25 protein-coding genes and 1 pseudogene are annotated in these 24,929 nt (G+C 39.8%); 13 read left to right on the top strand and 13 right to left on the bottom strand.

Annotated features, from left to right (window positions below; genetic code table 11):
• The 4 genes from ACED29_RS05335 to ACED29_RS05350 form a co-directional block, all read left to right on the top strand.
• Positions 1 to 195, top strand: a 195-nt coding sequence (locus ACED29_RS05335; protein ID WP_371697201.1) for a tyrosine-type recombinase/integrase, incomplete at its 5' end; no start/stop codon positions are given.
• A gap of 616 nt (positions 196 to 811) precedes the next feature.
• Complete coding sequence (locus ACED29_RS05340) at positions 812 to 1,237, top strand: Hsp20/alpha crystallin family protein (protein WP_220494427.1); 426 nt, start codon at positions 812 to 814, stop codon at positions 1,235 to 1,237.
• Between the two features lie 560 nt (positions 1,238 to 1,797).
• Positions 1,798 to 2,544, top strand: a complete 747-nt coding sequence (locus tag ACED29_RS05345) for an HAD-IIA family hydrolase (RefSeq protein ID WP_182698777.1) — start codon at positions 1,798 to 1,800, stop codon at positions 2,542 to 2,544.
• Positions 2,545 to 2,811: 267 nt separating this feature from the next.
• Positions 2,812 to 4,470: a M28 family metallopeptidase gene (locus tag ACED29_RS05350; protein WP_371697202.1), complete on the top strand. Its 1,659-nt coding sequence runs from the start codon at positions 2,812 to 2,814 to the stop codon at positions 4,468 to 4,470.
• Between the two features lie 137 nt (positions 4,471 to 4,607).
• On the opposite strand, the gene ACED29_RS05355 is transcribed toward ACED29_RS05350, so the two are convergent.
• Entirely contained in the window at positions 4,608 to 5,003 is a 396-nt protein-coding gene (locus tag ACED29_RS05355) for an ACT domain-containing protein (RefSeq protein ID WP_371697203.1), read from the bottom strand.
• 546 nt (positions 5,004 to 5,549) lie between these two features.
• On the opposite strand from ACED29_RS05355, the gene asnB reads away from it, so the two are divergent.
• Together asnB and ACED29_RS05365 are read left to right on the top strand one after the other, a co-directional pair.
• Positions 5,550 to 7,214 (top strand): asparagine synthase B, encoded by a 1,665-nt coding sequence (asnB, locus tag ACED29_RS05360; protein WP_371697204.1) that lies wholly within the window; start codon positions 5,550 to 5,552, stop codon positions 7,212 to 7,214.
• A 109-nt stretch (positions 7,215 to 7,323) separates the two neighbouring features.
• The gene (locus tag ACED29_RS05365; RefSeq protein ID WP_182741764.1) at positions 7,324 to 7,842 is read left to right on the top strand and encodes a GNAT family N-acetyltransferase; all 519 of its coding nucleotides are present in this window, start codon (positions 7,324 to 7,326) and stop codon (positions 7,840 to 7,842) included.
• A gap of 41 nt (positions 7,843 to 7,883) precedes the next feature.
• Here the strand turns inward: ACED29_RS05365 and ACED29_RS05370 are convergent, their stop codons facing one another.
• The 4 genes from ACED29_RS05370 to ACED29_RS05385 all read right to left on the bottom strand — a co-directional run bounded on the left by ACED29_RS05370 (position 7,884) and on the right by ACED29_RS05385 (position 9,783).
• A complete protein-coding gene (locus ACED29_RS05370) occupies positions 7,884 to 8,096 on the bottom strand; it encodes a DUF1289 domain-containing protein (protein WP_124016260.1) in 213 nt (70 codons plus the stop codon).
• Entirely contained in the window at positions 8,071 to 8,421 is a 351-nt protein-coding gene (locus ACED29_RS05375; protein ID WP_182698782.1) for a VOC family protein, read from the bottom strand. Before ACED29_RS05375 ends, ACED29_RS05370 begins: the two co-directional genes overlap by 26 nt.
• Before the next feature lie 129 nt (positions 8,422 to 8,550).
• Positions 8,551 to 9,252 (bottom strand): DUF445 domain-containing protein, encoded by a 702-nt coding sequence (locus ACED29_RS05380; protein ID WP_182741763.1) that lies wholly within the window; start codon positions 9,250 to 9,252, stop codon positions 8,551 to 8,553.
• Positions 9,253 to 9,387: 135 nt separating this feature from the next.
• On the bottom strand, positions 9,388 to 9,783 hold the full coding sequence (locus ACED29_RS05385) for a GNAT family N-acetyltransferase (RefSeq protein WP_371697205.1): 396 nt from the start codon (positions 9,781 to 9,783) through the stop codon (positions 9,388 to 9,390).
• 313 nt (positions 9,784 to 10,096) lie between these two features.
• On the opposite strand from ACED29_RS05385, the gene ACED29_RS05390 reads away from it, so the two are divergent.
• The 4 genes from ACED29_RS05390 to ACED29_RS05405 all read left to right on the top strand — a co-directional run bounded on the left by ACED29_RS05390 (position 10,097) and on the right by ACED29_RS05405 (position 14,975).
• On the top strand, positions 10,097 to 13,447 hold the full coding sequence (locus ACED29_RS05390; RefSeq protein ID WP_371697206.1) for a DUF748 domain-containing protein: 3,351 nt from the start codon (positions 10,097 to 10,099) through the stop codon (positions 13,445 to 13,447).
• Between the two features lie 118 nt (positions 13,448 to 13,565).
• The gene (locus ACED29_RS05395) at positions 13,566 to 13,922 is read left to right on the top strand and encodes a glutathione S-transferase N-terminal domain-containing protein (RefSeq protein ID WP_124016024.1); all 357 of its coding nucleotides are present in this window, start codon (positions 13,566 to 13,568) and stop codon (positions 13,920 to 13,922) included.
• Positions 13,923 to 14,108: 186 nt separating this feature from the next.
• Positions 14,109 to 14,558: a hypothetical protein gene (locus ACED29_RS05400; RefSeq protein WP_182698786.1), complete on the top strand. Its 450-nt coding sequence runs from the start codon at positions 14,109 to 14,111 to the stop codon at positions 14,556 to 14,558.
• A 216-nt stretch (positions 14,559 to 14,774) separates the two neighbouring features.
• Positions 14,775 to 14,975, top strand: coding sequence for a DUF2986 domain-containing protein (locus ACED29_RS05405; RefSeq protein ID WP_124016026.1), 201 nt, complete (start codon positions 14,775 to 14,777; stop codon positions 14,973 to 14,975).
• A gap of 122 nt (positions 14,976 to 15,097) precedes the next feature.
• On the opposite strand, the gene ACED29_RS05410 is transcribed toward ACED29_RS05405, so the two are convergent.
• On the bottom strand, positions 15,098 to 16,726 hold the full coding sequence (locus ACED29_RS05410) for an MATE family efflux transporter (protein WP_371697207.1): 1,629 nt from the start codon (positions 16,724 to 16,726) through the stop codon (positions 15,098 to 15,100).
• 63 nt (positions 16,727 to 16,789) lie between these two features.
• Complete coding sequence (locus tag ACED29_RS05415) at positions 16,790 to 17,620, bottom strand: ion transporter (RefSeq protein ID WP_124016027.1); 831 nt, start codon at positions 17,618 to 17,620, stop codon at positions 16,790 to 16,792.
• A gap of 210 nt (positions 17,621 to 17,830) precedes the next feature.
• Here ACED29_RS05415 and ACED29_RS05420 point away from each other — a divergent pair, with 210 nt between their 5' ends.
• Positions 17,831 to 18,313 carry a murein L,D-transpeptidase family protein gene (locus tag ACED29_RS05420; RefSeq protein WP_259395350.1) on the top strand — a complete coding sequence of 161 codons (483 nt, stop codon included), beginning with the start codon at positions 17,831 to 17,833 and terminating at the stop codon, positions 18,311 to 18,313.
• A 50-nt stretch (positions 18,314 to 18,363) separates the two neighbouring features.
• Positions 18,364 to 18,963 (top strand): VOC family protein, encoded by a 600-nt coding sequence (locus ACED29_RS05425; RefSeq protein ID WP_371697208.1) that lies wholly within the window; start codon positions 18,364 to 18,366, stop codon positions 18,961 to 18,963.
• A 427-nt stretch (positions 18,964 to 19,390) separates the two neighbouring features.
• Here the strand turns inward: ACED29_RS05425 and ACED29_RS05430 are convergent, their stop codons facing one another.
• Positions 19,391 to 19,882: a hypothetical protein gene (locus tag ACED29_RS05430; RefSeq protein WP_371697209.1), complete on the bottom strand. Its 492-nt coding sequence runs from the start codon at positions 19,880 to 19,882 to the stop codon at positions 19,391 to 19,393.
• A gap of 81 nt (positions 19,883 to 19,963) precedes the next feature.
• On the opposite strand from ACED29_RS05430, the pseudogene ACED29_RS05435 reads away from it, so the two are divergent.
• Positions 19,964 to 21,144 (top strand): annotated as a pseudogene (locus ACED29_RS05435) (IS3 family transposase).
• 125 nt (positions 21,145 to 21,269) lie between these two features.
• Here ACED29_RS05435 and ACED29_RS05440 read toward each other — a convergent pair.
• From ACED29_RS05440 to ACED29_RS05460, 5 genes are all read right to left on the bottom strand, one after another.
• Complete coding sequence (locus ACED29_RS05440) at positions 21,270 to 21,569, bottom strand: hypothetical protein (RefSeq protein ID WP_371697210.1); 300 nt, start codon at positions 21,567 to 21,569, stop codon at positions 21,270 to 21,272.
• Between the two features lie 518 nt (positions 21,570 to 22,087).
• Positions 22,088 to 22,525: a hypothetical protein gene (locus ACED29_RS05445; RefSeq protein WP_371697211.1), complete on the bottom strand. Its 438-nt coding sequence runs from the start codon at positions 22,523 to 22,525 to the stop codon at positions 22,088 to 22,090.
• On the bottom strand, positions 22,512 to 23,402 hold the full coding sequence (locus ACED29_RS05450; RefSeq protein WP_371697212.1) for an N-acetylmuramidase domain-containing protein: 891 nt from the start codon (positions 23,400 to 23,402) through the stop codon (positions 22,512 to 22,514). The genes ACED29_RS05445 and ACED29_RS05450 overlap by 14 nt, the downstream gene beginning before the upstream one ends.
• A 42-nt stretch (positions 23,403 to 23,444) precedes the next feature.
• Positions 23,445 to 23,945: a hypothetical protein gene (locus tag ACED29_RS05455; RefSeq protein ID WP_371697213.1), complete on the bottom strand. Its 501-nt coding sequence runs from the start codon at positions 23,943 to 23,945 to the stop codon at positions 23,445 to 23,447.
• A gap of 443 nt (positions 23,946 to 24,388) precedes the next feature.
• Complete coding sequence (locus ACED29_RS05460; RefSeq protein WP_371697214.1) at positions 24,389 to 24,835, bottom strand: hypothetical protein; 447 nt, start codon at positions 24,833 to 24,835, stop codon at positions 24,389 to 24,391.
• Between the last annotated feature and the right edge of the window lie 94 nt (positions 24,836 to 24,929).

Here is a 24,929-nt window from a genome sequence, read left to right on the forward strand (position 1 = left end):
AACTGTGGTATAGATAAGCGCGTTACCGCCCATACTTTCCGCCATTCATTTGCAACATCTTTATTACTCAAAGGCCATGACATTCGTACCATCCAAGAGTTATTGGGACACAGTGATGTCAAAACGACCGAGATATATACCCATGTGATTGGTGGCCATCATACTGGGGTCATAAGTCCTCTTGACAGTCTTTAAGGCATACTACAAAACAAGTTACTAGGGCCTTATCTTTTGCTTTCCGCATTAGTAAATATGAGGCAAACACAGAAACACAAAGTTCGAATGAGTAATTGTTCTAAATCATAATGAGGCATAAATGAGTTTGCCTACTTAATTGAAAATGGACAAATTCAACTCTGAACTTGAAGATATTGGAGACTTTTTAATGAATACGATGGAGTGCAGCCAGTGAGAAATGATAAGAAAACCTAAGGCTACACACACAATTTTCAGTCATTTCATAAAACCATAACATACCAAGTAACTCTCGTTGAGGATTACCCGAGTAGCTTACTATGGAGCTGACATATGCAAGCAACTAACTTGGAAATGAATAGATATACCTGAGTGTTCTAAGCCATATCATTCTAATAATTTAAAGTATGTTCTAAACCTATAACTAAAAATAATTAACATAATAAACAACAGTATAGATTAACATCACATTTTGAGCAGATATTTGATCTGCATCATGCTGCGTACATTATTTAACCGTTATGATTAATCTGCAATATATAAGATTTCGTCATGTTGATTGTTGGTCTAAATCAACGTGATGAACAGTTCCCCCCTCTAAAAGGAGATTTTTATTATGAACTTAATTCCTAGAAACTCTCTATTTAATATGACTGATATTTTTGACAACTTCTATTCCCCTATGTTTGAAAGCACAAAGGACTTGGATTTTTTTAGCCCAAGAGTGGACATCAATGATAAAGCTGATCACTATGAAATTAATGCTGATTTACCGGGTGTAGAAAAAAAGGATCTTCATGTCACACTTGATGGTGATTTACTCACCATTGAAGCGACTACAGCTGAAGATAATGAAGAAAAAGAAGATGGACGTGTGATCAGAAAAGAACGTCGCTCTGGTAAGTATGTGCGCAGTTTTACCCTTAATTGCAGGCCAAATGAAGCAGATATAAAAGCCTCTTTTAAAAATGGAGTGCTTAATCTTCAAGTGCCAAAAGAGAATGTCAAAGCTGTTGAAAGCAAAAAAATACCCATCTTATAATCTATCAAGTATGAAATTTAAGATTATGTAGTGGTCAAAATCTTTTGACCACTACAAGGGTAGGTACTAACTTCATTTGAAGTCATCATTTGCATTTCTCGATTAACAAAGTTGTAGTTGTTTTCTTGCAACGGGAGAGCAACTTGAAGCGGGCTCACTTTCGTACCAAACACTCGTCCTTATCTACATCATTACCATGCAACATTTGATTTCTCCAGCCTACATCACTATCGACGATCTTCACAGATAACGTTCCCAATGGAAGCGATTCAAGTGGCTGAGCTAATTCTTTTAAACAAAGTTAAGAAGACACAGTCGCTGGTTTCCTTTTGCTCTGGTTTGAGTGAAAATAACTATGTTCGTGGTCGCAGACCATATCTATCAACAGCTAGCCGAGTGTGTAACAAAAAGCCTAATCCCCCCTATCCGATAATCTATCCCCCTGCTCACAATACAGTAAATCAATCACCAAACAGGTACTTTTTGTATTTAATCGTTGTTTTCTTAATTGAATTAGCATTAGATGTAAGCAGGTTGTATTTGAAGGAAGAAATGACTGAATGAAAAATATTATTTGCGATATTGATGGTGTGTTACTGCACGACAACAAGCTAATTCCTGGAAGCGACAAGTTTATTCATCGCGTACTTGAACAAGGCAATCCGCTGGTTATTCTCACTAATTATCCCGTTCAAACGGGTAAAGACTTACAAAACCGACTTGGCGCTGCAGGTATTAATGTACCAGAAACCTGTTTTTATACCTCAGCGATGGCCACGGCCGACTTTTTGAAACACCAAAATGGCAGCAAAGCCTATGTGATCGGTGAAGGTGCGCTGACCCATGAGTTGTATAATGCAGGTTTCACTATTACCGATATTAACCCAGACTTTGTCATAGTCGGTGAAACTCGCTCGTACAACTGGGACATGATCCATAAAGCATCGCGTTTTGTTGCTGGCGGTGCCCGCTTTATTGCCACGAATCCAGACACCCACGGCCCAGCATTTAGCCCTGCTTGTGGCGCCTTGTGTGCAGCCATTGAGCGTATTACAGGTAAAATGCCATTTTATGTGGGTAAACCTAGCTCGTGGATTATCCGCTCTGCGTTAAATCATATTCAGGGACACTCTGAAAACACTGTCATTATTGGCGACAATATGCGCACCGATATTTTAGCAGGCTTCCAAGCGGGTCTAGAAACCATTTTGGTTACCAGTGGTGTAAGCCAAATGAGTGATATTGATAAAGAACCTTTCAGACCAAATCATGTGTTTGCATGTGCTGGTGATATTGATATCGTTTAGTGACAATTGATTTATAAGATTGCGTCTGACATGTCTAAGCATATGTTTAATGACAAGAAGCCTATCGGCCTCATCACTAATCTATGCGACTTAGCACGAGAAATTTTTGCTCCAACCCAATAAGATCAATTAGTTAATAAGCTGACTTGCTGTCATCACAATTTACATTAGGTAACATATTTCCAAGCCAGTGACCTTGTTTTCAAGCACTGGCTTGGCTCATTATGCTTGTCTGAAATAAAACTAAAAATAATAACAGGACATAGCATGAAACGATTGTTTCCTTTTTGCGCCATTGCCTTACTAACAGCATGTAACAGTGAAGATGTTAAACACGCTTCGACTGAGCAAGTCAGCGCAACCCAAACCGCTGCTGTTACCTTCGATGAACAACGCTTTAGAACGGATATCGAAACATTATCCTCTGATAAATTTGAAGGCCGTGCTCCCACAACTCAAGGCGAAAAACTGACCCTAGAGTATCTATCTGCAGCTTTCACCCAAATGGGCCTTAAAGGCGCTTATAAAGGCAGTTTTCTGCAACCTGTGCCTATGGTGAGTTATACCGCCAGCGAAAAACAGCAGGTTAATTTAGCAGGTATTAAGATGCAATATCGTCAGGATATTGTGCTTAGCAGTCGTCACAATAACCAGCAAGTGAGCATTAAAGATGCGCCATTGGTGTTTGTTGGTTACGGTATTAATGCGCCTGAATATGGCTGGAATGATTACCAAGACCTCGACATGAAAGGCAAAATCGCCATCATTTTGGTCAATGACCCTGGTTTTGCACATCCTGAAGGGGCCAAGTTTAATGGTAAAGCGATGACTTACTATGGCCGTTGGAGTTATAAGTTTGAAGAAGCCAGTCGCCAAGGTGCATTAGGCGCAATCATTATCCATGAAACTGAGCCGGCCTCTTACCCTTGGTCGGTTGTCGAAAATAGCTGGACCGGTCCACAACAAGATCTAGTATTAAGCCAGGCGGAGCAAGATCAACGCATTCAAGTTGAAGGTTGGCTAACCTTAGACAGCGCAACAGCCTTATTTGACAAAGCAGGCCTGTCATTAACCTCGTTAATGGATCGTGCGGCCAACAGTTCACTTAATGTCGATTTAGCTCAAACAGCTAGCATTGAATTTGCTAACAAAGCGGAGTTCGCCGACAGTTATAATGTGGTTGCTACCTTACCTGGCACCACTCAAACCGATGAACAGATTTTATTCACCGCTCACTGGGATCACCTAGGTAAAGATGACACCAAAGACGGTGACCAAATTTACAACGGTGCATTAGATAACGCTTCCGGTACTGCAGGTATTTTAGAAATCGCCCGCCAATTTGCCCAGCGCGCCAAACAAGGTCAAGGCTTAGCCCGCTCATTAACCTTTATTGCCACTACTGGTGAAGAACAAGGCTTATTAGGCTCACGCTACTATGCGGCCAACCCGATTTATCCTATTGATAAAACGGTGGCAGTATTTAATCTCGACAGCACCAATGTTTACGGCAAAACCAAAGATTATACTATTGTCGGTAAAGGCCAGTCAGAATTAGAAAACTATTTAGATCGCGCCGTTGCTAAACAACATCGCATTAGCCAAGGCGAACTTAACCCTGCATCAGGTGGTTTTTTCCGTTCAGACCACTTCAGTTTTGCCAAGTTAGGTGTCCCTGCCGTGTTTGCCGGAGGAGGAAATGATCCCCTTGATGATGCAACGGCACAATACAAAGCGTCAATGATGGTGAAAATGAAAGGCTGTTACCATAACGTGTGTGATTATTATCACCCTGAATGGGATTTATCCGGTGCGTTACAAGATTTAGGTGTGTATTACCAAGCTGCAGCTGAATTAGCCAATAACCAAGATTGGCCAGGATACTTTGCAGCTTCTGAATTTAATCAGTTACGCCCAGCAGATTAAGCCTATAACCCCAGTTCCTTCCCCCCCAAGGATTAGCCCATCATCTATTTGATGGGCTTTTTTATGCTGGGTTTTATGATGATTCTTATTTTGTTATTAACCTACTTAAAACAAAGGTCATCAATCAGATAAAAGCCCTAAACAGCAAACTCATTTAATGCCTCAATAGCTAAAGCGGCCTTTTCTGTTTGCACAAAAATATGGTCGTGATAGTAGGCCGCAATCACGTTAGCACTAATGCCCTTTTGTGAGAGTTTATGGGCTACCGCTGCCGTTAACCCAACGGCATCAAGACTAGAGTGCACCGTTAAAGTAATACCTTTAAACACGGATTCAAATGCTAAGCCACCAGCAATAGCAGCCGCTTTGGTTAGCACTAAAGTCAACCCTTCCGTTTCACGAAACGTTGCCAGCGGCGATAAAGTTTGATAATCACCATATTGGCCCGGTACCGAACAAAAAACGTATTCATCTGCTAATAATATCGGCGACATTGATGCCAGTAACTTAGCTAAATCTGTTTCACCAACCACGGTATTCTCCTCAAAAACCATCACTCAACTTACGTTAACAACAGAACGTTCAAACGAATGCCATACTCATCTATTCATCTATTCAGCTGTTTAGCTGTTAATCTTGTGTCGCTCAGCTTAGTCTTATTAGACACTGACATTGATCTAAATGATTACCATAAAGGCTCAATCTAGAGGGGTAATATAGATCATAAAATATCCTAAGCGGCGCTTTTACCAATAAAATTAAGCAACATAAAGGACAACTTAGACCGTTATTGCACAAATAAACAGCAAGCGCACTAGCTTAGTGCAATAATCGTGTTTAGTGGTATTTGATTGTGAAATCTTAAAAAAAATAGCCACAATAGCCAATAAAATAAACATACATCAACAAAAAAGCATTTTTAATAAATATTCATCAATTAAAAAGATATTTTAAAGAGATAAAATCACTAAAATAGACATTTTTATGACGTTATCTTAAAAAACAAGCTTGGCAGTTAACGAAAATGCTGGCAGAGTAGGAACCAGATAAAGATTAGCCAACGCTGCTGGAGCCGTATTATGTGTTCAATATTTTCGATTTTAGACATCAAAACTGATGCAAGCCAACTGCGCCAAGTGGCGTTAGAAATGTCAAAACTACTACGTCACCGTGGTCCAGATTGGTCTGGTGTGTATGCTGATGACCAAGCTATTTTAGCTCATGAACGTTTATCAATTGTTGACGTTGACCACGGAGCACAACCACTTATCAGTTTTGATGGCAACTTAGTGTTAGCCGTAAACGGTGAAATTTATAACCACAAGCAGTTAAAAGCACAGCTAGGTGAAAAATACCAATATAAAACCAACTCAGATTGCGAAGTGATCTTGTCACTTTACCAAGAATACGGTTGTGATTTTTTAGATAAACTTAACGGCATCTTTGCATTTGTACTGTATGACAAAGCCAAAGGCACTTACTTAATCGGTCGTGACCATATGGGAATTATCCCGCTTTATACCGGTCATGATGCGTCGGGTAACTTCTATGTTGCCTCAGAAATGAAAGCATTAATGCCTGTGTGTAAAACAGTTGCTGAGTTCTACCCTGGCCAATACTTATATTCTGCCGATGGTCAGCCAACACAGTATTATCAGCGTGATTGGCGTGATTTTGATGCGGTTAAAGACAACCCAGCCAGTATTGAAGAATTACGTGAAGCATTAGAAGCTGCAGTAAAACGCCAGTTAATGTCTGATGTACCTTATGGTGTATTACTCTCTGGTGGCTTAGATTCGTCAGTGATTTCTGCTATTACACAAACATATGCAAAGCACCGTATTGAAAACGACGGCGAAACCGGCGCATGGTGGCCACAACTGCATTCATTTGCTGTTGGGTTAGCCGAGTCTCCAGACTTAGTCGCGGCGCAAAAAGTGGCCGATGCCATTGGCACTATTCACCACCCTATTGTGTATACCTTCCAAGAAGGTCTAGATGCAATTAAAGAAGTGATTTACCATTTGGAAACATACGACGTCACCACCATTCGTGCGGCAACACCAATGTATCTAATGGCACGTAAAATTAAAGCCATGGGCATTAAAATGGTGTTATCTGGCGAAGGAGCTGACGAGTTATTTGGTGGTTACTTGTATTTCCATAAAGCGCCTAACGCTCAGGCATTTCATGAAGAATTAGTGCGAAAGCTTGATAAACTGCACTTATTTGATTGCTTGCGAGCCAACAAAGCCATGGCAGCATGGGGACTTGAAGCTCGGGTGCCTTTCTTAGATAAAGAGTTTATCGACGTTGCAATGCGCATCAACCCAGAAGCCAAAATGTCTAAAGATGGTCGCATCGAAAAGCATATTTTACGTCAGGCATTTGAGCACAAGTTGCCAAAGGAAGTGGTATGGCGTCAAAAAGAGCAGTTCAGTGATGGCGTTGGCTACTCTTGGATTGACGGCTTAAAGGCACACGCGGCGGCAAACGTGGATGACGTACAATTTGCCAACGCAAAATTCCGTTTCCCATACAACACGCCAGAATCGAAAGAAGCCTATTTCTACCGCAGCTTCTTTGAAGAGTTTTTCCCATTAACCACCGCAGCTGAAACCGTGCCTGGTGGAAAAACAGTAGCATGTTCAACACCAGAAGCACTGTTATGGGATGCTAGCTTACAAGGCATTAACGACCCATCTGGTCGTGCGGTTAAAAACGTTCACGCTAGCGCGTATTAACCTTTAACCACACAAAAACACCACCCAATCAGGGTGGTGTTTTTTTTAGCACTATCTTGTAATATTGAACCTTACTCTATGAAGATAATAAAAAATAATAAGGCTTTGTATGACAGACATCAGTATTTTTAATCTTGAAATGACCGACCGCAGCCAATTGAAGCCTAAGCATGATGCCAACGGGTTAACCGTGGTTGAAGTACAAATAAAACAATATCAATTCAACCGTTTTCTGTATCAGTTTGTCGGTGCTGGATGGGAATGGACAGATAGACTACCTTGGACCAATAGCCAATGGCAGGCATACAGCGAAGCGGATAATTTACACTTGTTTGTGGCGTATAAAGATGGTGCACCCGCTGGATATTTTGAGTTACAGCAACAAGATGAGGCTAATGTAGAGATTGTGTATTTTGGCTTAGGAGAGCGCTTTATTGGTAAAGGGTTTGGCGGCTATTTATTGACCCAAGCAATTGAAAAAGCATGGGAATTACCCAATACTCGCAGAGTGTGGGTACACACTTGCACCTTAGATCACCCTAGTGCATTGCAAAACTATCAAGCTCGTGGATTTAGCCTGTTTAGAACCGACACTGAACCAAGAACCAATCAAATAACTGCAGACTAAGTCAACCCAATGAGTGAAGCACTGACTCAACACTAACTCAGCTAACGTTTTTTACCTGCATTAGCGCGTTGTTGTAATGTAGCAAGTAAGGCACTTTTTTGCTGATCGTTCATCGCATGCCAGGCTAAAATTTCATCGAGAGTACGATGGCAGCCTAAGCAGACATCCTGTTCATCTAAACAACATTGCCTCACACACGGTGAGGCAATGTTGTTATTGCTGTTATTTTTATTCTGACCAGACGCCATATTCATTGCCATTAATGTCAGTGAAATGAAACCGTCTACCACCAGGAAAACTGAATATCGCTTTGGTTATCTGTCCACCGGACTGAATAATTTTAGCTTCTGTAGCCGATAAATCTTGGCTATAAATAACGATTAACGGGCTGCCCTTTGCCAAGGTAAATTGACTGTCAGCTTGATAAAAGCCACCGTCAATACCGACTCGTAAAAAACAGCTGTATTGCGGTCCATAATCTTGAAACTGCCAAGCAAACACCTGAGTAAAAAAGGCTTTAGTGGCAATAATGTCTTTCACAGGTATTTCTAAATAATTGATACTATGATGCTGACTCATGCTCACCTCTGTTATTGCACTTTTTAATTTAGTTCAGTCGCTTAGCACCAATTAACCTGTAGCGTCCATATAGAAGGATGGCTTAATCGGACTGGTCACTCTGCTAATGAAACAATGCGTGGTTTGATACTATTGTTGTAGCAATGCCGCTACGGCACCAATAATGCCACCAAATACACCGCCCCATACCACTAACCAACCTAAATGGGTTTTAATCATATCTTGAATGATTTGTTTGACTAATTCTGGCGTAAGCTCATTTAAACGCTGGTCAACGATATTGGCCACTTTCGCCTGCATATCGGCGATAACATCCGGTTTTTCAAGCTCATTAACTAAAATTGCATTGAACTCTTCACTTTGGGCCAGTTCCACTAAAGACAGCTTCATTTTTTCAATGAATGGTTCTTTTAACGGAATTAACGCCTCGGTGCCACCAAACATGGCTAACATACCACCAAACGATGACTTTTCAATGGTCGACACCAATGCATCAAATGATGGCGCTAAATCAATTTTTTCAATCACAGGTGTTAAATCAATACTGCTAGCACTGCTGGTTGTCAAAAAGCGATCAATATTCTCTTGAGTAAAAAATTGCTTCATCATGAGATGTTTAATGCCCGCTTTAAACTCTTCAAATCGTGACGGAACCACGCCAGAGCCATACAATCCAGGGACTTTTTCAAACAACATGTGGATAGCTAACCAGTTTGTTAACGCGCCCGACAATGCAAATAAACCTATTGTCATCACAATGTGTTGCTGTAACACATACCCGGCCACCATAAGAATGGCGGCAATAAGGTTGGTTAATACGCTCTTATTCAATCTCTTTTCCTTAACGTAGATGATGATTAATAAATAAAAAACCTGCGCTATTTTACCAGAAAATAACTGAGGTCTACATAATTCATCGTTCATGTCGTCAAAGACTTGAATAACCCACTGTTTAACTGATCAGCTTTACACCAAGCAACTATGCGATTCAGACTCGCCGAAGGCTTCGTCATCGTGACGGTTAATCAATAATACTCCCATGCTGTGTGCCAGTAATTGGGCCTTTGTATGCATTTGACTCACCACATTATGTTGCTGATAGTCTGGCAGGACAAATACATCTTCTAAATGCCATACGGGTGCCAGGCGCACTGAGGAGAATGATGGATATAATTGAATAAAGCCCACAATATTGTCATCTATGAGGGCAACAAAAATCATCGAATCGTTTTCGGCCAAGCGGTTTTTCAAAAATGAATGACACGCGGGATAGTCAGCGGATTGTTGTAATTGCTGCCGATATTGATCAAATAACAGGCTAAGCGGTTCTAAATCAATGCTCGAGGCAAGACGGATTTGCATTTATCATCCTTGAAAGTAGGGTTCAATATCACCTTAGATATCGCCATTATAATGTGAGTTAAATGATGAAATCACAACATCAAGGTTAACAACATTATATCGACACAAGTCATTAACAGGGCATTTGCGCTTAACATTCTCAAAATGAGAAAAGCATAAAACCTATCAATTACATTAACTTAAATGTAAATCTAACATCTATGTCCACAAATGTAAATTAATCCGTTTTACTCACAAAATAATCATTCGTTAAGATCGTTTTTTTGCTAAAATAAACCACTGTCGACACTGTTTCACATCAAGATTATCTCATATGACCTCGTATTTCTCTCAGATGCGCTCAGCGATTAATTCTCGCTTTCGTATACAAAAATTAGCTCTTTATGGATTAACTCTTTATCTATTAGGCTGTGCTGTTCTTGGTGGCGTTATTCCGTACATAGCCAAACAACAAGCACCCGCAATATTAGCCGAGCAGTTAGGCAGAAGCGTGACCTTGCAAGACGTTCGAATCAATCCATTTACCTTAGAACTCAACATCTCTGGCTTGGTGATTAATGAATTTAATAGCCAACAAACGTTTGCGTCATTAGCTAATGTGTATGCCAATATCCAATTATGGCAATCGATTACGTCTTGGTCATTGGTGATTGAAGATATCCGCTTAGTGAAACCCACCATTAAGGTGGCGCGTTCGCAAGCAGCTGATCAGCAAGTGGTGTTTAACTTTAGCGATATTATGACCCGCCTGAGCCAAAATACTCAGCCAACGCCAACCAGTACTGAACCAAGTGTGATCCCCGCGATAAGCATTGCTAATATTCAGATCCAACAAGGCGTATTTACCCTAGACGACAACGTCACAGATACCCACATTAATTATCCAAATATCAATGTGTCATTAGCCCAATTCAATAGCCTAAGTAGCGCGTTAAACGACAAGCAAGAGCAAGTAAATCGTTATAATTTAAGCATAGAAGATCAATTTAAAGCTTCAGTGACACTGCAAGGACAGTTCCAATTAGCGCCACTGGCCATTGAAGGCGATCTTAATGTTACAGGCATTGATTTATCGCGCTATTGGTCGGTTGTCGATCAACTGTTTGCCATGAATTTAGCGGAAGGTATGTTGAGCCTAAACGGCCAATATAAGGTGATATTACAAGATAAAAACTTGGCCCCAATCACTGATATAAAAGTCACCAAGGGGCAGATAACAATTGATCGTTTTAAAGCCTTGTATCAACAAGATGAAAAAATTGCGATTGATGTGTTAGCGTTAAAAAACATCAATCTTGATAGCCTGAAAAAACGCGTGAATATTGATGAGTTCCACACAGAAAATGGTAAAATCAAACTCAAGATCACCCCGACAGGCGCTGATCTCGTTGCGTTGTTGTTACCTAAAAATACTGAGCTGACGACTGAGGTTGATACCGTAAATCAGACTCGCACAGATGACACACCATCAGAAGCATTAAATAGCGATACCACAAAAGCGAGCACTTCAGAGCCATCTGCCCCTGTGACAGACAAGGCGGTTGCGGTAGTCAACAAGCTCACCACAGAGGTTGCCACTGAACAGACTACAGATGCTGACGATGCTACGATCAATAGCACTAGCCAACAAACGCAAGCCTCTCTTGGCTCTGATACAACAGCGTTATCTGCGTCTACAGCAGAAACGACCTCAGTAACCCCTCAATCGCAAACGGTATCTAAAGCAGTTGACGCTGACGCACCTTGGCTCGTGACGCTCAACAAAATCTCTATTGCAGAATATTTAGTCGATCTGGGTGAAGGTATTGCCAGTGATAACATTATCCTATGGCAAATTGGCCCAATAGATATCAGTACCGGTATCGTGAAATCTGATCTATCAACTCCAATTGATTATCAACTTTCAGCAGGCATCAATGCTCAGAGCCTATTAACCTCTATTGGGCAAATTGATGCCGTCGCGCAAACTGTCGATGCGGACATCGATTTTAGCAACATGTTGTTATCACGCTTACAACCCTATATCGCCCCGTACATAAATATGACCATAGAAGACGGGATGTTTTCAACTAAGGGCCGTTTGCATGCCGATGCCAAGGACATGCTGACCTACTCAGGTAGCGCAAACATCAGCCAATTGCATATTAACGATAATGTCTTAAAACAGCCTTTGCTGACATGGGAAACCATGGACATCAACCAATTAGCGTTTGATCGTCAACAAGCTAAAATTGATATCGATGAAATAAACTTCGATACCCTATTTAGTCGCCTAATTATTTCCGCTGACCGCACTACCAATATCAGTGCATTAATCAACACAACTGACACTGCAACACCCCCTAAGCAAGTTGGCGTTGAACCCAGTAATGCCAGAGCGACATCTGCCGATGAAGCTGCTGTATTATCGGCTGGCAATGAGTCACCCGCCACTGCCAAGCCCGCGCAAATGCAGCTTAATATTAATAAAATTGGTTTTAAAGACAGCTCAGCCTTCTTTGCAGATAACTCCTTAACACCTAATTTTGCTTCCGGCATTGAAATGCTTAACGGCCAAATCACCAACTTATCATCGAATCCTGAAACTACAGCATCCGTTGATTTAACGGGTAAAATAGACAAATATGCACCCGTAACCCTTAAAGGCGATGTTAATCCATTACTCGCGCAGCCTTACCTCGACCTTAACTTAAACTTTGATAAAGTTGAACTGACCTCGGTTAACCCTTATTCAGGCACTTATGCAGGCTATTATATTGATAAAGGCCTGTTGTCATTAGACCTCAACTACCAACTTAAAAATAATGCCTTGGTCGGTAGCAATCACGTTGTGATTGATCAACTCAAGCTAGGTAAACCTAGTAATAGCAGCCTAGCCACCAGCCTACCGGTTACGCTAGCCGTTGCGTTGTTGCAAGATCGCAACGGCGTGATTGATTTGGGCGTTGATGTTTCTGGGGACATTGATTCTCCAAGCTTTAGCTTTGGTAGCATAATAATTAATGCGTTAGGCAATGTTATTACCAAGGTTGTCACCTCACCTTTTTCGTTTTTAGCAGGTCTTGTGGGTGATGATGAAGAAATGGATAGAATCAGTTTCGATTATGGACTAAGCACGATTACGCTTAAACAAAAAACCACTTTAGACAAGCTGGCTAAAGCGTTAATTGACCGACCGCTACTTAATCTTAATATCAAAGGCAGTGTCGACTTAATTAACGACCAACAAGCGTTAGCTGAATCTCAACTGCATAAAAAGCTGGCTAAAACGGCGGGCATTAAATTCAAAGATTTCCCAAAAAGTTTATCTGCTAGCCAGTTTCCTGCAACAGGGCCGATAGCTGATGCACTCTACCAACTGGCGGAGCAAGAATTGTCACAACCACCACAGGACATCAAGCAAACGCTCAAACAGCAAACACCAGAAATCACAGAAGCCGAATTGATCACTCGCTGGCATATAGGCTTGTACAATATGCTTAAAAACCAACAGCAATCTACTCGCGATGACTTAGGCGAATTAGCACAACAGCGTGCGAAGGCCGTAAAAGCCTATTTAATCGATCAAGCCGGTATTGATGCGGGTAAAGTATTTGTACTTGAGAGCCGTATCAACACAGCTGAAGATGCCGCTGAAGCATCGCTTGAACTACAAGTAAAATAACCTGTTGTTAGCTGTTAACCGCTATCGACATCGGGTAGACTGCGCATACATTGCAAACGAGTCATAACAAGCGTTTGCAATCATGTCATATTATTAATAGCTAAGATTGAGGTTATCTATGTTTATCGTTCGCTGGATTTTAGGTCGAATTATTTTGTTGTTAAATTTTGTGTTTGCCCCTAAAAAGCGCCAACGTCCGCAAGAGCAACAAGCGACTGTCGATCAACAGACTCAATCACTGGCTTTGTATCAATACGCAGCCTGCCCTTTTTGCGTCAAAGTGCGTCGTGAAATGCGTCGTCAAAACCTAAGCATTAATTTAGTTGATGCTAAACAAGAGCAACACAAAAGCGTGTTAACTAGCCAAGGCGGCAAACTACAAGTACCTTGTTTACGTATTGAGCAAGACGGTAAAACCCAATGGTTATATGAGTCTAAAGCCATTACGAGTTACCTTAACGAACGTTTCGCTTAAAGCGTTATCCGCTTAAATTAGCGACAACCTAGCGAATATGTAGCCACAGTGCATCACAACACTGTGGCGAATAAACGTCTGCGGATCTCTTTGCTACTCATGTTATTGGGCTATTAATCGATGGTGAATATGAGATTGGCAGCGTTTATGCCAAAATTTTTTAACCAAGAATTAATGAGGTTATGTGTGTCAAAATTCGGCTTAACCGTCTGCAGTATCATACTGCTAAGCGCGTGTAGCGCGAGCGAACCAGATCCAATGGATTTTGTTGGCCAATTTCGCGATGCATTTAGCACGGAAATTAAAGGCAACGGGATTAAGTTATTTGTCTACAAGGCAAAGTTGGCTACCGCGCTTGATCGCAGTATACCCAGTGATCCGCCGCAAGACAGAATAATACGTCGCAGTACACAAGATGCACAAAGCTATCTCATTGAGCAACGTAATGCTGAAAACCGTCTCGAACTATGGAACCAACAAATCGATATCGGTGTCAGAAAAACCATCGAAATGAACGGTTATTGTCAGGCTGGCTTTATTGAATTAAGTCGTTATGTTGAAGCTGAACGCGGTGAAATTCGTGGCGAATGCAACGATGGCGCTACTGCTGAAGATATCAAAAAATTCGCTAATTAGTCGTTAATCCGGTGATGTTTTTAGTCTACTGAAAGTACTAATAATGCGACAGTTAGATAAAACACTATATCCAGCTAAGCAATTAAGTTAAAATTAGCCTCCAAATTTTCTCGTGATGGTGCCGTTGGCTCCAAGACCAGTGTCATCACGCTTTGATATGCTATTTATTGTCTACAAAGATATAAATAGTCTATCGTTTATAAAGTAAGAAATCAGATGAACAGAAAGCAAGAGATGATCAAAAAGTTGGCAAAACGAGCTAAGGCTCGTCAGAACAAAGTCGTGCCAGCGAATCCAAGTAATAAGCCAGTTGAGCGTTATATTTCTAAAGCTGAACGCGAAAAAATTGCGTTAGCTGAAGCGGCAGAACAAATTGCAGCCACAGAGACAAGTAACCCGGAAACTGACAAAGACTAACACCTATTAAGCTGTTAGTAACAAAAAGCCCCTATCTTGGTCAAACCAAAATAGGGGCTTTTTATTAGCTGTTCAATATAGACTCAATAGGGATTAAACCGTTATTGGAATAACCTATGCCATTATTTGCTTGTGTCTGTAGGCCTAGTGTCAGTATTAGCGTTATTTGCACGAGTTTTATCGTCAATAGTTTGATCTTTAATCAATGATGCTGGAATAGATTGCTCTGCAAAGCTGGTGTTAACGTCGTCCTTATCGGTATTCGCTTTATCGACAGGAGTCTGCTCGGCGAACTGTTTACACAAGGGCTCTTCATCCAATTGCGCCATCTGAGTACGCCCAGACATAGGTGACGGTGCCGCGACCATATCAATGTTAATCACATCGTTTTCTAACACTTGTTGATTGGCTGCTGCGGACACTAAGCCTTGACGACTAATTTTATCCACTAATCGATATGCGCAAAAAATACCAATCACACCAAAGATGATTGATCCAATCACTTGGCCAATGAGCACCCCAAATACCCCGCCCCACTGCGCACCAAAATACACAAAGGGGATAGTACCAATGGTGGCTTTACCGACGTTAAAAAAGGTCGAATATTTGGCTTTACCTAAATTATTAAATGACGCATTGGCAATAAATAAGATACCCGAAAAGATAAAGAACACCGCGATATATTGGCAGAAAAACAGAATCAACTCGGCAGCATCACCTTCCATATCAAAACTACTGACAATCACATTACGCAATAAATACAGCCCTAGCGACATCACTAATACGTAAGCCACACAAAACTGAATCGCGTTGGTCAAACTTAATCTCACACGCTCTATTTCATTGGCGCCAAAGTTTTGTCCCACAATCGGCCCAACGGCGCCAGACAGAGCAAAAATCATCCCAAACGTTACAGGGATCAAGCGGCCTAATACCGCCCAACCGGCCACATAACTGTCACCAAAATCGGCTATGGCACGCGTAACCACGGCATTACCTATTGGGGTGGCCACATTGGTGAGCATTGCTGGGGCGGCAATGGCAAATATTACCCTGAGATCTTGTTTAAACTCGTCAAATGAGAATCGACCTAACAACTTATGTTTTATCACCACACCGCGCGCGGAGATAATGAATACTGCGATACGAGCAAGAACTGACGCGGCCGCTGCACCTTCGATGCCCATTGATAAAGAAAAAATAAAGATAGGATCCAACACCGCATTAACACCGCCACCAGCGAGTGTTGACATCATCGACAATTTTGCATCACCCACGGCACGTAAAGCGCCACCCAATGCCATGGCTAAACAAATAAACGGTAACGATGGCAGTAGAATATACAAATAGCTTTGGGCTAGCTCTGCAGTACGCCCTGTTGCACCGATTAATGCGAGCAGCTCTGGAACAAATGTAATCACCACTGCAGCCACCAACACACTGGTCACTAATGTGACTATGGCACTGTTTAAGAATAATCTTTTCGCTAACTTAATATTCTTAGCACCCACAGCTTTTGACACTAAGGCACCAAGGGCAATGGATAAGCCGATACCAATAGAAGTGGTAAAAAATGAAATGGTGCTGGCATAACCTGCCGCAGCAGCAAGCTCAACTTCGCCGAGCAAGCTTAAGAAGAAAATATCGAGTAAATCGACAACAAATAACGCCGAAATACCGACCGCAGCGGTCGAACTCATCACTAAGATGTGGCGTAAAATGGGGCCTTCGACAAATTTAGCTGTGGTCATTGGTATCCTTGAGATGAAATCACCCTGCGCAAGATTGTCACTGGATGATGAATAAAGGTGAAACTACAGCTTTTCTAACTCGCTGCCACAATGATTACAGTACTCGGCATCATTATCGTGGCCTTTTTTACCGCAATTATTACATTTACGTAAATCACGGGTTCTGACCATTTCATTTGAGATCTCAGCGGTTAAAATGCCGGTTGGAATGGCAATAATCGAATAACCAATAAGCATGGTTAGCGCAGCAATCCCCTGACCTAACGTAGTTTGCGGCGTAATATCTCCATAACCCACAGTGGTAATCGTTACGATTGTCCAATACATTGATTTAGGTATGGAAGTAAAGCCATTCACTGGGCCTTCAACAACATACATAATCACACTCAGTACCATAATGATCAGGCTGACCGAAAAGAAAAACAGAAACACTTTACGGCTCGACAGTATCATGGCTTTGAGCAATATATTACCGTCACTTAAATAGCGCAGTAGCTTTAACACTCTGAATACACGGAATAGCCTTAACACTCGTATTGCTAATGCTAAATTTGCACCAGGGAATATCAAACCTAAATAACTGGGCAAAATAGACACTAAATCGACTACACCGAAGAAACTGCGGGCATAGTGTAACCGATTCAATGAACAATATAATCTTAATATGTACTCAACGGTAAAGATTACCGTAAAGGTCCATTCTCCAATACGAATATAATCACCATATTGCGCATGAATAGTTCCTATGGTGTCGATAAAAATCAGTGTCACACTCAGTACAATACAAATCATCAGTGCAATATCGAAGCGTTTACCTGCTGGCGTTTCAGTACCAAATATCACGCTTCTGAGTGTTTGTTTTAGTGGGCTGTCGGCTTTTTCTTCGGTATTCATTTTAGGTTTCGCTGTATTAGGTTATATCTATCAAAAAAACTTGCAAAAACTTGCAAATAACTCGGTCAACTAATATCAATTAACCCTTGATGTCGTTAAAATCTAACATTGACCGCCGAGATTTAACATTCACAATCGGTCATTTTACAATAAAAAATAAAAAGGTCATTGGTTTACGGAGATTTCATGCGCACGCTGTCTATATTATTCATGGTTATATTTTGTTGCCCGTTGTTGGCGAATGCATCATCAGCTCAATCTTTAAAGGCCAAAGTCGATTTAGTTGTCGTTAATAAATCTGAATCCCGCATGTCTGTTATGCGTGACGGAAAAGTGATTAAAAGTTATCTGATTGCTATGGGTGACGTGCCCAGTGGTCATAAACTTAAAGAAGGTGATCAACGTACTCCACAAGGTCGTTACACCTTAGATTATAAAAAATCGGATAGTGCATTTTATAAATCGATTCATATTTCATATCCTAATGAAGAAGACAAATTGCGTGCTGACGCATTAGGCATAAGAGCAGGTGGTATGATCATGATCCACGGTGAAAACCCTCGCTCATCGTTACCGCCAGAAGAAGCACAAAAGTACAACTGGACCAACGGTTGTATAGCTGTCACCAACAAAGAAATGGATGAACTTTGGCAAATGATTGATGCTGGTACGCCAATTGAGATATGGCCATAAGCTGATCTACTATCAACCATACCATTTTGCTTTGTTTTTTGGGTTATTAAATGAATTACCAATACTTACAACATACTTGGCCAGATTTTAGTCAACGCATTATTGCATTCATACATCAGTTAGGTTTAGAAGGTTTATCCCTTCATTGTGATCACGCAGCTCTTCGAGTGAATAACAGCCAAACGGCGCAGTTACTGGCAGATGAATTTAGTCAGTATGGAGACATTATCTCTAATAATATGATTAACGGTCGGCCGATTTTAATCATTAAATTAGCAGAACCATTAGTTATGGGGGCAATGAACATTCAGTGTGTTGAATTGCCCTTTCCTTCAGACAAAGCTTATCCCGTTGAAGGTTGGGAACATATCGAATTAGTGTTTCCATCACAAGCGAAAACCAGTGAAGCATTCGTGGCAGAACTCATTGAACACGCCCCACAATTAGCTGAGATTATTGTCGCTGATAGTGCCAATACCGGTAAAAGTGAGCATAACATTAAGGTAAAGCTAAGTTCACCTAAAGGTGATAACGAACGCTTAGCAAATCCAACCATCGCATTTAAAGCCAATGGTATTTGCGTTAAAGTGCATCCACACGATATTCAAACTATTCTAGCCAGTGAATCAGCAAGCTCTGACATGGATTAATTGATACGACTAACCCAGTTAAGACATAATTGATTTAACTGTAGATTCAAATTCCGGGACGTCGTATTGTTGAACAAACCATTTAATCAACACGACCAGTAAAAATGTCCCCACAACCCAACCTAACCTAACCACTCCTTGAGTGTTTAAGTCTAAAATTCGAGACCAATTTCGCCAAATATATCGTGCATCGTATTCCTTTACTTTATTAATGATTCGCTATCTTACTTTTATTCGGAATAAAGTGTACTAACGAGACTTACCACAGTAACGTACCTTGTTGATAATCCTGATCGCCTATTTGCTTTTTACCCAGTGGACTCTTGCCCTCTTTGGCTTCAACTATGATCACATCACCGTCAGCATTTTGATGAACCATATCAAAATTCATAATTATTTTGGCGCTAAATACTTATTTTATAATTTTTTAATAGGCTTTATCACTAGTCTCCATCCAGAGCTCACACTTCCAAATAAAATCTCGTTTAAGCCACATACCATAAACGTAATAGAAAAAATCATATAGTTCATCATCATCCTCGACTATATCACTAACAATATCCGGCTTTTCATATCCTAATTCCGAGCGCCAAGAGGGGTATTCGAACTTAAAAAAATTTACTTTATTTTTAGCGTAGAAATAAGTAACACTTTTTGATGTCGCGATTGAAAGATGTGTTGAAGGGGCATTTAATTCAAAAATCCATCCTTCAGCGCTTAAAAAGACACGCCCATTTGCAGCAAATAATAAAAAATATTTCTGCTCTACTTTATGAAAATAGCCTAGCATTTTATCAGACAAGGTATCCTCCCATTGAATATGAGAAATTCCCTCTGTCTCAATATTGTATAAAATAGCATTTTGATTTTGATCGTAATTCAATAAATAGACTTCTTTTCTAGTATCAATATTTTCCATAAACCCCCATCAATAGATCCTGTTGTGGTTAATTAGTCGGACACTTTAATAAAGGAATATAATGCCATTATTGAGGTGAATATGACTAAACGAATAAATAAGCAATATCCAGACGATTTTAAACAAGAAGCTGTGGCTTTGGTGCTTGAACAACATTACACGATAGCTCAATCAGCAGCCTCTTTAGGCATCACAGATAAGATTTTATACAACTGGGTCGCTAAACACAAAAAGCAAGCAGAAGGCGATGTATTATCTGTAGATGAACGCACCGAACTTATGCTGTTACGCAAAGAGAATAAACGCTTATTAATGGAGCATGACATCCTAGAAAAGGCCAGCGCCTTCTTTGCGAAAGAAATGAAGTAAGATATTCATTTATCAATACTCTTGAGTCGGAATATCCTATTTCGATGGCGTGTAGAGTGATGCGAGTAAGTACATCAGCTTATTACGCTTGGTTGAAAAGTCCTTGTTAGCTTATCACTGCCGATGCACTAGAATTATTTCTTCGAGCTAAACCATTATTCAAGGCCAGTCGAAACAGCTTGGGCAGTCGAGAGTAAGCTAAAGCGTTACGCAAGGAAGGGTTTAGTATTACACGTATCGCACCATTAAATTAATGGCGCGTCTGAAACGGCTTGTGACGCAACGACTTGCTTTTAAAGTCACCACAAAGCGTAAACGCAGTGATAGTGTGGCTGATAAATTGCTTAATATGAATTTTAATCCTGTAGGGCCAAACCAAGTCTGGGCAGGTGATATGAGCTACCTTAAAACAGATGAGGTTGGCTATATTTCGCAGTTGTAATAGATTTGTATTCACGCAGAATTGTCGGCTTGCATATCTCTAACCGCATGAAGCGAAGCTTAGTTGAGAAAGCAATTTTGAAGGCATACAACTTGCGAAAACTACCTAAGGGCTTAGTATTTCATAGCGATAGAGGTTCTCAATATACCAGTAAAGGTTATCGATGTTTATTAAAACAATTGAACTGTCGAGCCAGCATGGCGATATTGGTGCGTGTTGGGACAATGCTGTTGTGGAGCGTTTTTTTGGTAGTTTGAAGCATGACTGGCTGTTAAAAGTACCACAGCCGACTCGTCAACATATGTGTGATGATGTGGCTAAATATATGAAATATTACAATGTAGAACGACTGCACTCGGCAAATGCTGATCAGTCACCGATAGAATTTGAAATCTCTTTTAGAAAAGTGTCCGGTTGGAATTGTCCAGAACAGGTTAGTGTGTCCCTATAGCCATGACAAAAAAATAAGTAACAAAACAATAGAAAATGTTAACTTTATATATACCTATCAATAAGTTTATTTTTGTTAATGTTTAGAATAGCCTTCCTCGACTAATTTATCGTGTGCGAGCTTCATCAATCGAGCCGCATATTCTTTATTAAACTCAAACGTAGTATTTCAAAAACGTACTGAGCGTGCTTACTAACCGATAGCCAGTTCTGTTGTGTTTTAAACAGCTTTGCTAGCTCTTCATGGGTAGCAGTAACTGACGATTTGGGTAGCTCAACATCCAATGCTAAAAACTCTTTATGGAGTGAAATAGCATAATTAATATCTTGGTCTACAAACATACCACCTTCATAAATCCAAGCGAGTATAGAGTAAGCTGGAGGATCTTTCGCATTAACTCTTTTTGTTGCTTCCTTAACTAACAATCACCATTACCGGTGTGCAAGCTAAGAGGTACTAAACCTCTCCAAGAACCCATATTAATGGCTTTTTCACACCACAGTTCCAACTTTTCAGGAGCATTAATTAAGCTTTTTTGGCACTGTTGAGCGGCTACATTAATTGTTAAGTTAGGATCATCTATATCAATTGAATTATCCCACCTCGGACCTGCTGCGTTGGTAAAAGATATAACAATGAAAAAGCAAACAAAAATATTTTCACCATGTCAAAGCCCTTCTGAAGAAACTCTTTTTGAGAAATATGAACTATAAAAGAAAGCATAGGCGAAGGTATGAATGAGCCTGTTCAGCAAAATAGACCTGCTTTTCTAATTCATCATCTTGGTACATTTACCCCACTTCAATCACTTTTATGTCATAAAGATAATCAATACTTTCATTAGCTTACACAAAAATTAAATACTAAAGGTATAACGATTTTACCTATACCTTTAGTATTAAGGCCAACGAATAAAAACATTATAACGACTATTTTTAATTTACTAGAAATCTTCAACAGAGCCCAACTTACTAAAACCTGAATCATCACAAAGCCAATATTCTTTTTTACCAATTTTTTGTATTGTTACTGATGTTTCTTTAGTAATCATATTAAGTTCTTCGCTGTAGTAGTCACTCACGATGACTTCACTATCGCCGTGTGTAAAAGTCATACTGTGCTCAGTGACTAAAGAGCGGTGGAAGCTCGATTTACTCACATCACTAATTAGCTCTGCATTAGCAAGCTTTGAACTTGCAATGTTAAATTGCTCTAATTTAAACGTGTTATCCATTTTACTAATAACAACATCAATCGATTTGGGCTGATCAGCGTGGCATTTAAATATAATCTCTGCCTCATCACGCTGAGAGGCACTACACGATGCAACTAAAAATAAGGGTAAAACCCACAAAGCGTTAGAGAGTTTACTTTTTGTCATATTTTTCAAATGCCTTCTGTAATTTAACATCATACATATTCTGTTCGTACTGCGACCCGTTATAACCTTTAGCAAATGAAGCCCAGTCTAGCGTTATTAGGTACTTTTCTAGCCCTTTATTCTTTACAAAGCTAACGAAAGCATCAAGCTGTTTTCTTTCTGAGCTGAACATTGCTTTAACAAATGCTTCTACGCTAGTAAAACCTGACTCACTATAATTAAAGCCCATAATTTGAAAGCGCCCCCATGAAGTCGACTTCAAAGCCTCTGAAGAATCTAACGTCATGGCAATTTCAAGCCTTGCATACTCCTGGGAGCCACCGTTATATAAGCTTCGATTCCAAGTTCTGCTGGATACAGATGGGTTACTCTGATCATACTTGTGATTTGTCAAATGAGAAAAAATATGGGCTTCATATAAAATTTTTGGCTTTCCGTTTGAAAAAAATGCATCACCAGAAGACTCAACGTCCGCAACAGCTTTGACTACAGCGACTTTACAGCCAAGTTGATTCGCAATATCTAGATAATCAGACTCTGATAATGTTGGAATATCAATAGATGCTATCGGCAACTTATAGTTAAACTTGCTTGATACGGCTATTAACTTTTCATTTATCTTTCGATGAGTTCGACCATTAGCGTCAATTTTGCCATCTGGACGTAGCATATTAAGTACTTTGCTTTGAAATAACTTAATCGCTGCAACAGTTATAGAGCTTTCATGCCTAGAGCCTAAACGGCCATCAACAATTAATGATTTTGTAGCAGGAATGAATTTGAGTAATTTATTTAATGCCTTTTGTACTGCTTTTACATCGTTTACATTGTTAGCTCCACCCAGCCCGACAGCTTGAGTTATTTTTATTAATGACATCGTATTATCCTTGTCATTAGTATAATAGCTACAGTAATACATTCATGAGTATTTATCGGCTATTATTTTTAGTTTATCTAACAAACCGTCTTTCAACATATCATTAGGAATATTCCACTCGTGAGGTGTTATATTAGAAATATAACTTTTCCTATTACCATTCCAAATATTTAAGCCAGGTAAGTTTTCAGTGTAACAATGTGCCATGGCATTAATGCCAATGGTTTCGCCTTCAAATTCAGCAGTAGTATTGCGTTCAAAGTCTGAAAAACCTCCTGCATCCGGATTTTTAAAAAAACCATTTTCTATTCGGTCAATAATCCACGGCAATGCGGTTAACGGATATTCCGACTGTGAATATCTTCTTTTATTTTTCATTTTCGAATAAAAATCAGTCGATATCACTAAGTGGCTACACTTTTTAATGAGTAAAGTTGTTTCATCAGAAAAAATTTCATAATCAATCGTTAACAATACTTCTTCATCACTTTTAAGATTACGATGATCTATTAATCCCAATGGTTTACATATTACATTGCCCAAGTGTTTATCCTTTAATCGATGTTAAATGAATTGTGGTCACATTTTTCATTTCAGTTATAGTTGGTAGATTATTTCCAGTGTTAATGTTTCTACTACGCCATGATTATTACCAGTATGTCGACACGGTGTCATACCATCGCCAGTGAACTCACTATTCGCGCAAAATTCGGTTCTTAGTGCATGACGTGCAGCAAATTTTTCTTTTTTCTTGATCTAAGACTTCTATAAATTCTTCTTGATTTTTGGGATTAAATTCATTTAATCCATTTTCCCAATAGTCTTCCATATGCGACGCATACTATCTCAAAATTAAGTGTCCAATGGAATTAGACCAGAACACTGTTAGAGGTGATGCTTAATAGAACATTTAATTTTACAATGATTAACATATTGAAGTCGTAATACAGTAAATCAGTTTCGAGTTGGTGGCAATTAAACTCAAATTAGTCTTTGTTGATGACTCTATTACAATCTGGATCAGAAAAACCATCGTCTAAAATATTCACGACACAATGCATAAAAACAACAGAATCACTTAATAAAGATAACTCTGCATCGAACAATAATCTAGCATTAGATACTTTCAGATTATGAATATCTAAAGAACTAAGCTGTTTAAAATCATGAGTTATTTGCATTTCCTTATCATAAATATTGCAAATGTCACGCCTATTTATTAATTTGTGTGTGCCTGACTCTAGGTTCTCAATTCGTAAACAAGGAAAATTGCTATCAGGGTGAAATAAAATCCATCGAAATACTTTATTATTAACTCTATCAAATCCAATTTCCCATGCATCAAAACTGACATATGTTTCGTCTTGCTTAGCTTGAGCATTAGACAAAAGCATAATTAATAAAACAATTAAAATAGAAAATGCTGTCTTCATCTAAATCACCTATGATTGAATAAATTTTATTCGAGCTGGTCGTCTGGAAGAAGGAACCGCTCCCCAATTAGCTTCTTTTAATATTTCTTTTGTA

The sequence above is a fragment of the Shewanella sp. 5S214 genome, from assembly GCF_041439795.1.
Classification (GTDB): Bacteria; Pseudomonadota; Gammaproteobacteria; order Enterobacterales; family Shewanellaceae; genus Shewanella; species Shewanella vesiculosa.

What these genes read in the sequence shown, in the direction of transcription:
- ACED29_RS05405 (WP_124016026.1), top strand. Translation starts at nt 14,775, where the DNA reads ATGAACAGAAAGCAAGAGATGATCAAAAAGTTGGCAAAACGAGCTAAG.
- asnB (WP_371697204.1), top strand. Translation starts at nt 5,550, where the DNA reads ATGTGTTCAATATTTTCGATTTTAGACATCAAAACTGATGCAAGCCAA.
- ACED29_RS05385 (WP_371697205.1), bottom strand. Translation starts at nt 9,783, where the DNA reads ATGCAAATCCGTCTTGCCTCGAGCATTGATTTAGAACCGCTTAGCCTG.
- ACED29_RS05350 (WP_371697202.1), top strand. Translation starts at nt 2,812, where the DNA reads ATGAAACGATTGTTTCCTTTTTGCGCCATTGCCTTACTAACAGCATGT.
- ACED29_RS05390 (WP_371697206.1), top strand. Translation starts at nt 10,097, where the DNA reads ATGACCTCGTATTTCTCTCAGATGCGCTCAGCGATTAATTCTCGCTTT.
- ACED29_RS05420 (WP_259395350.1), top strand. Translation starts at nt 17,831, where the DNA reads ATGGTTATATTTTGTTGCCCGTTGTTGGCGAATGCATCATCAGCTCAA.
- ACED29_RS05365 (WP_182741764.1), top strand. Translation starts at nt 7,324, where the DNA reads ATGACAGACATCAGTATTTTTAATCTTGAAATGACCGACCGCAGCCAA.
- ACED29_RS05345 (WP_182698777.1), top strand. Translation starts at nt 1,798, where the DNA reads ATGAAAAATATTATTTGCGATATTGATGGTGTGTTACTGCACGACAAC.
- ACED29_RS05415 (WP_124016027.1), bottom strand. Translation starts at nt 17,620, where the DNA reads ATGAATACCGAAGAAAAAGCCGACAGCCCACTAAAACAAACACTCAGA.
- ACED29_RS05375 (WP_182698782.1), bottom strand. Translation starts at nt 8,421, where the DNA reads ATGAGTCAGCATCATAGTATCAATTATTTAGAAATACCTGTGAAAGAC.
- ACED29_RS05425 (WP_371697208.1), top strand. Translation starts at nt 18,364, where the DNA reads ATGAATTACCAATACTTACAACATACTTGGCCAGATTTTAGTCAACGC.
- ACED29_RS05445 (WP_371697211.1), bottom strand. Translation starts at nt 22,525, where the DNA reads ATGACAAAAAGTAAACTCTCTAACGCTTTGTGGGTTTTACCCTTATTT.
- ACED29_RS05340 (WP_220494427.1), top strand. Translation starts at nt 812, where the DNA reads ATGAACTTAATTCCTAGAAACTCTCTATTTAATATGACTGATATTTTT.
- ACED29_RS05395 (WP_124016024.1), top strand. Translation starts at nt 13,566, where the DNA reads ATGTTTATCGTTCGCTGGATTTTAGGTCGAATTATTTTGTTGTTAAAT.
- ACED29_RS05430 (WP_371697209.1), bottom strand. Translation starts at nt 19,882, where the DNA reads ATGGAAAATATTGATACTAGAAAAGAAGTCTATTTATTGAATTACGAT.
- ACED29_RS05460 (WP_371697214.1), bottom strand. Translation starts at nt 24,835, where the DNA reads ATGAAGACAGCATTTTCTATTTTAATTGTTTTATTAATTATGCTTTTG.
- ACED29_RS05370 (WP_124016260.1), bottom strand. Translation starts at nt 8,096, where the DNA reads ATGAATATGGCGTCTGGTCAGAATAAAAATAACAGCAATAACAACATT.
- ACED29_RS05450 (WP_371697212.1), bottom strand. Translation starts at nt 23,402, where the DNA reads ATGTCATTAATAAAAATAACTCAAGCTGTCGGGCTGGGTGGAGCTAAC.
- ACED29_RS05410 (WP_371697207.1), bottom strand. Translation starts at nt 16,726, where the DNA reads ATGACCACAGCTAAATTTGTCGAAGGCCCCATTTTACGCCACATCTTA.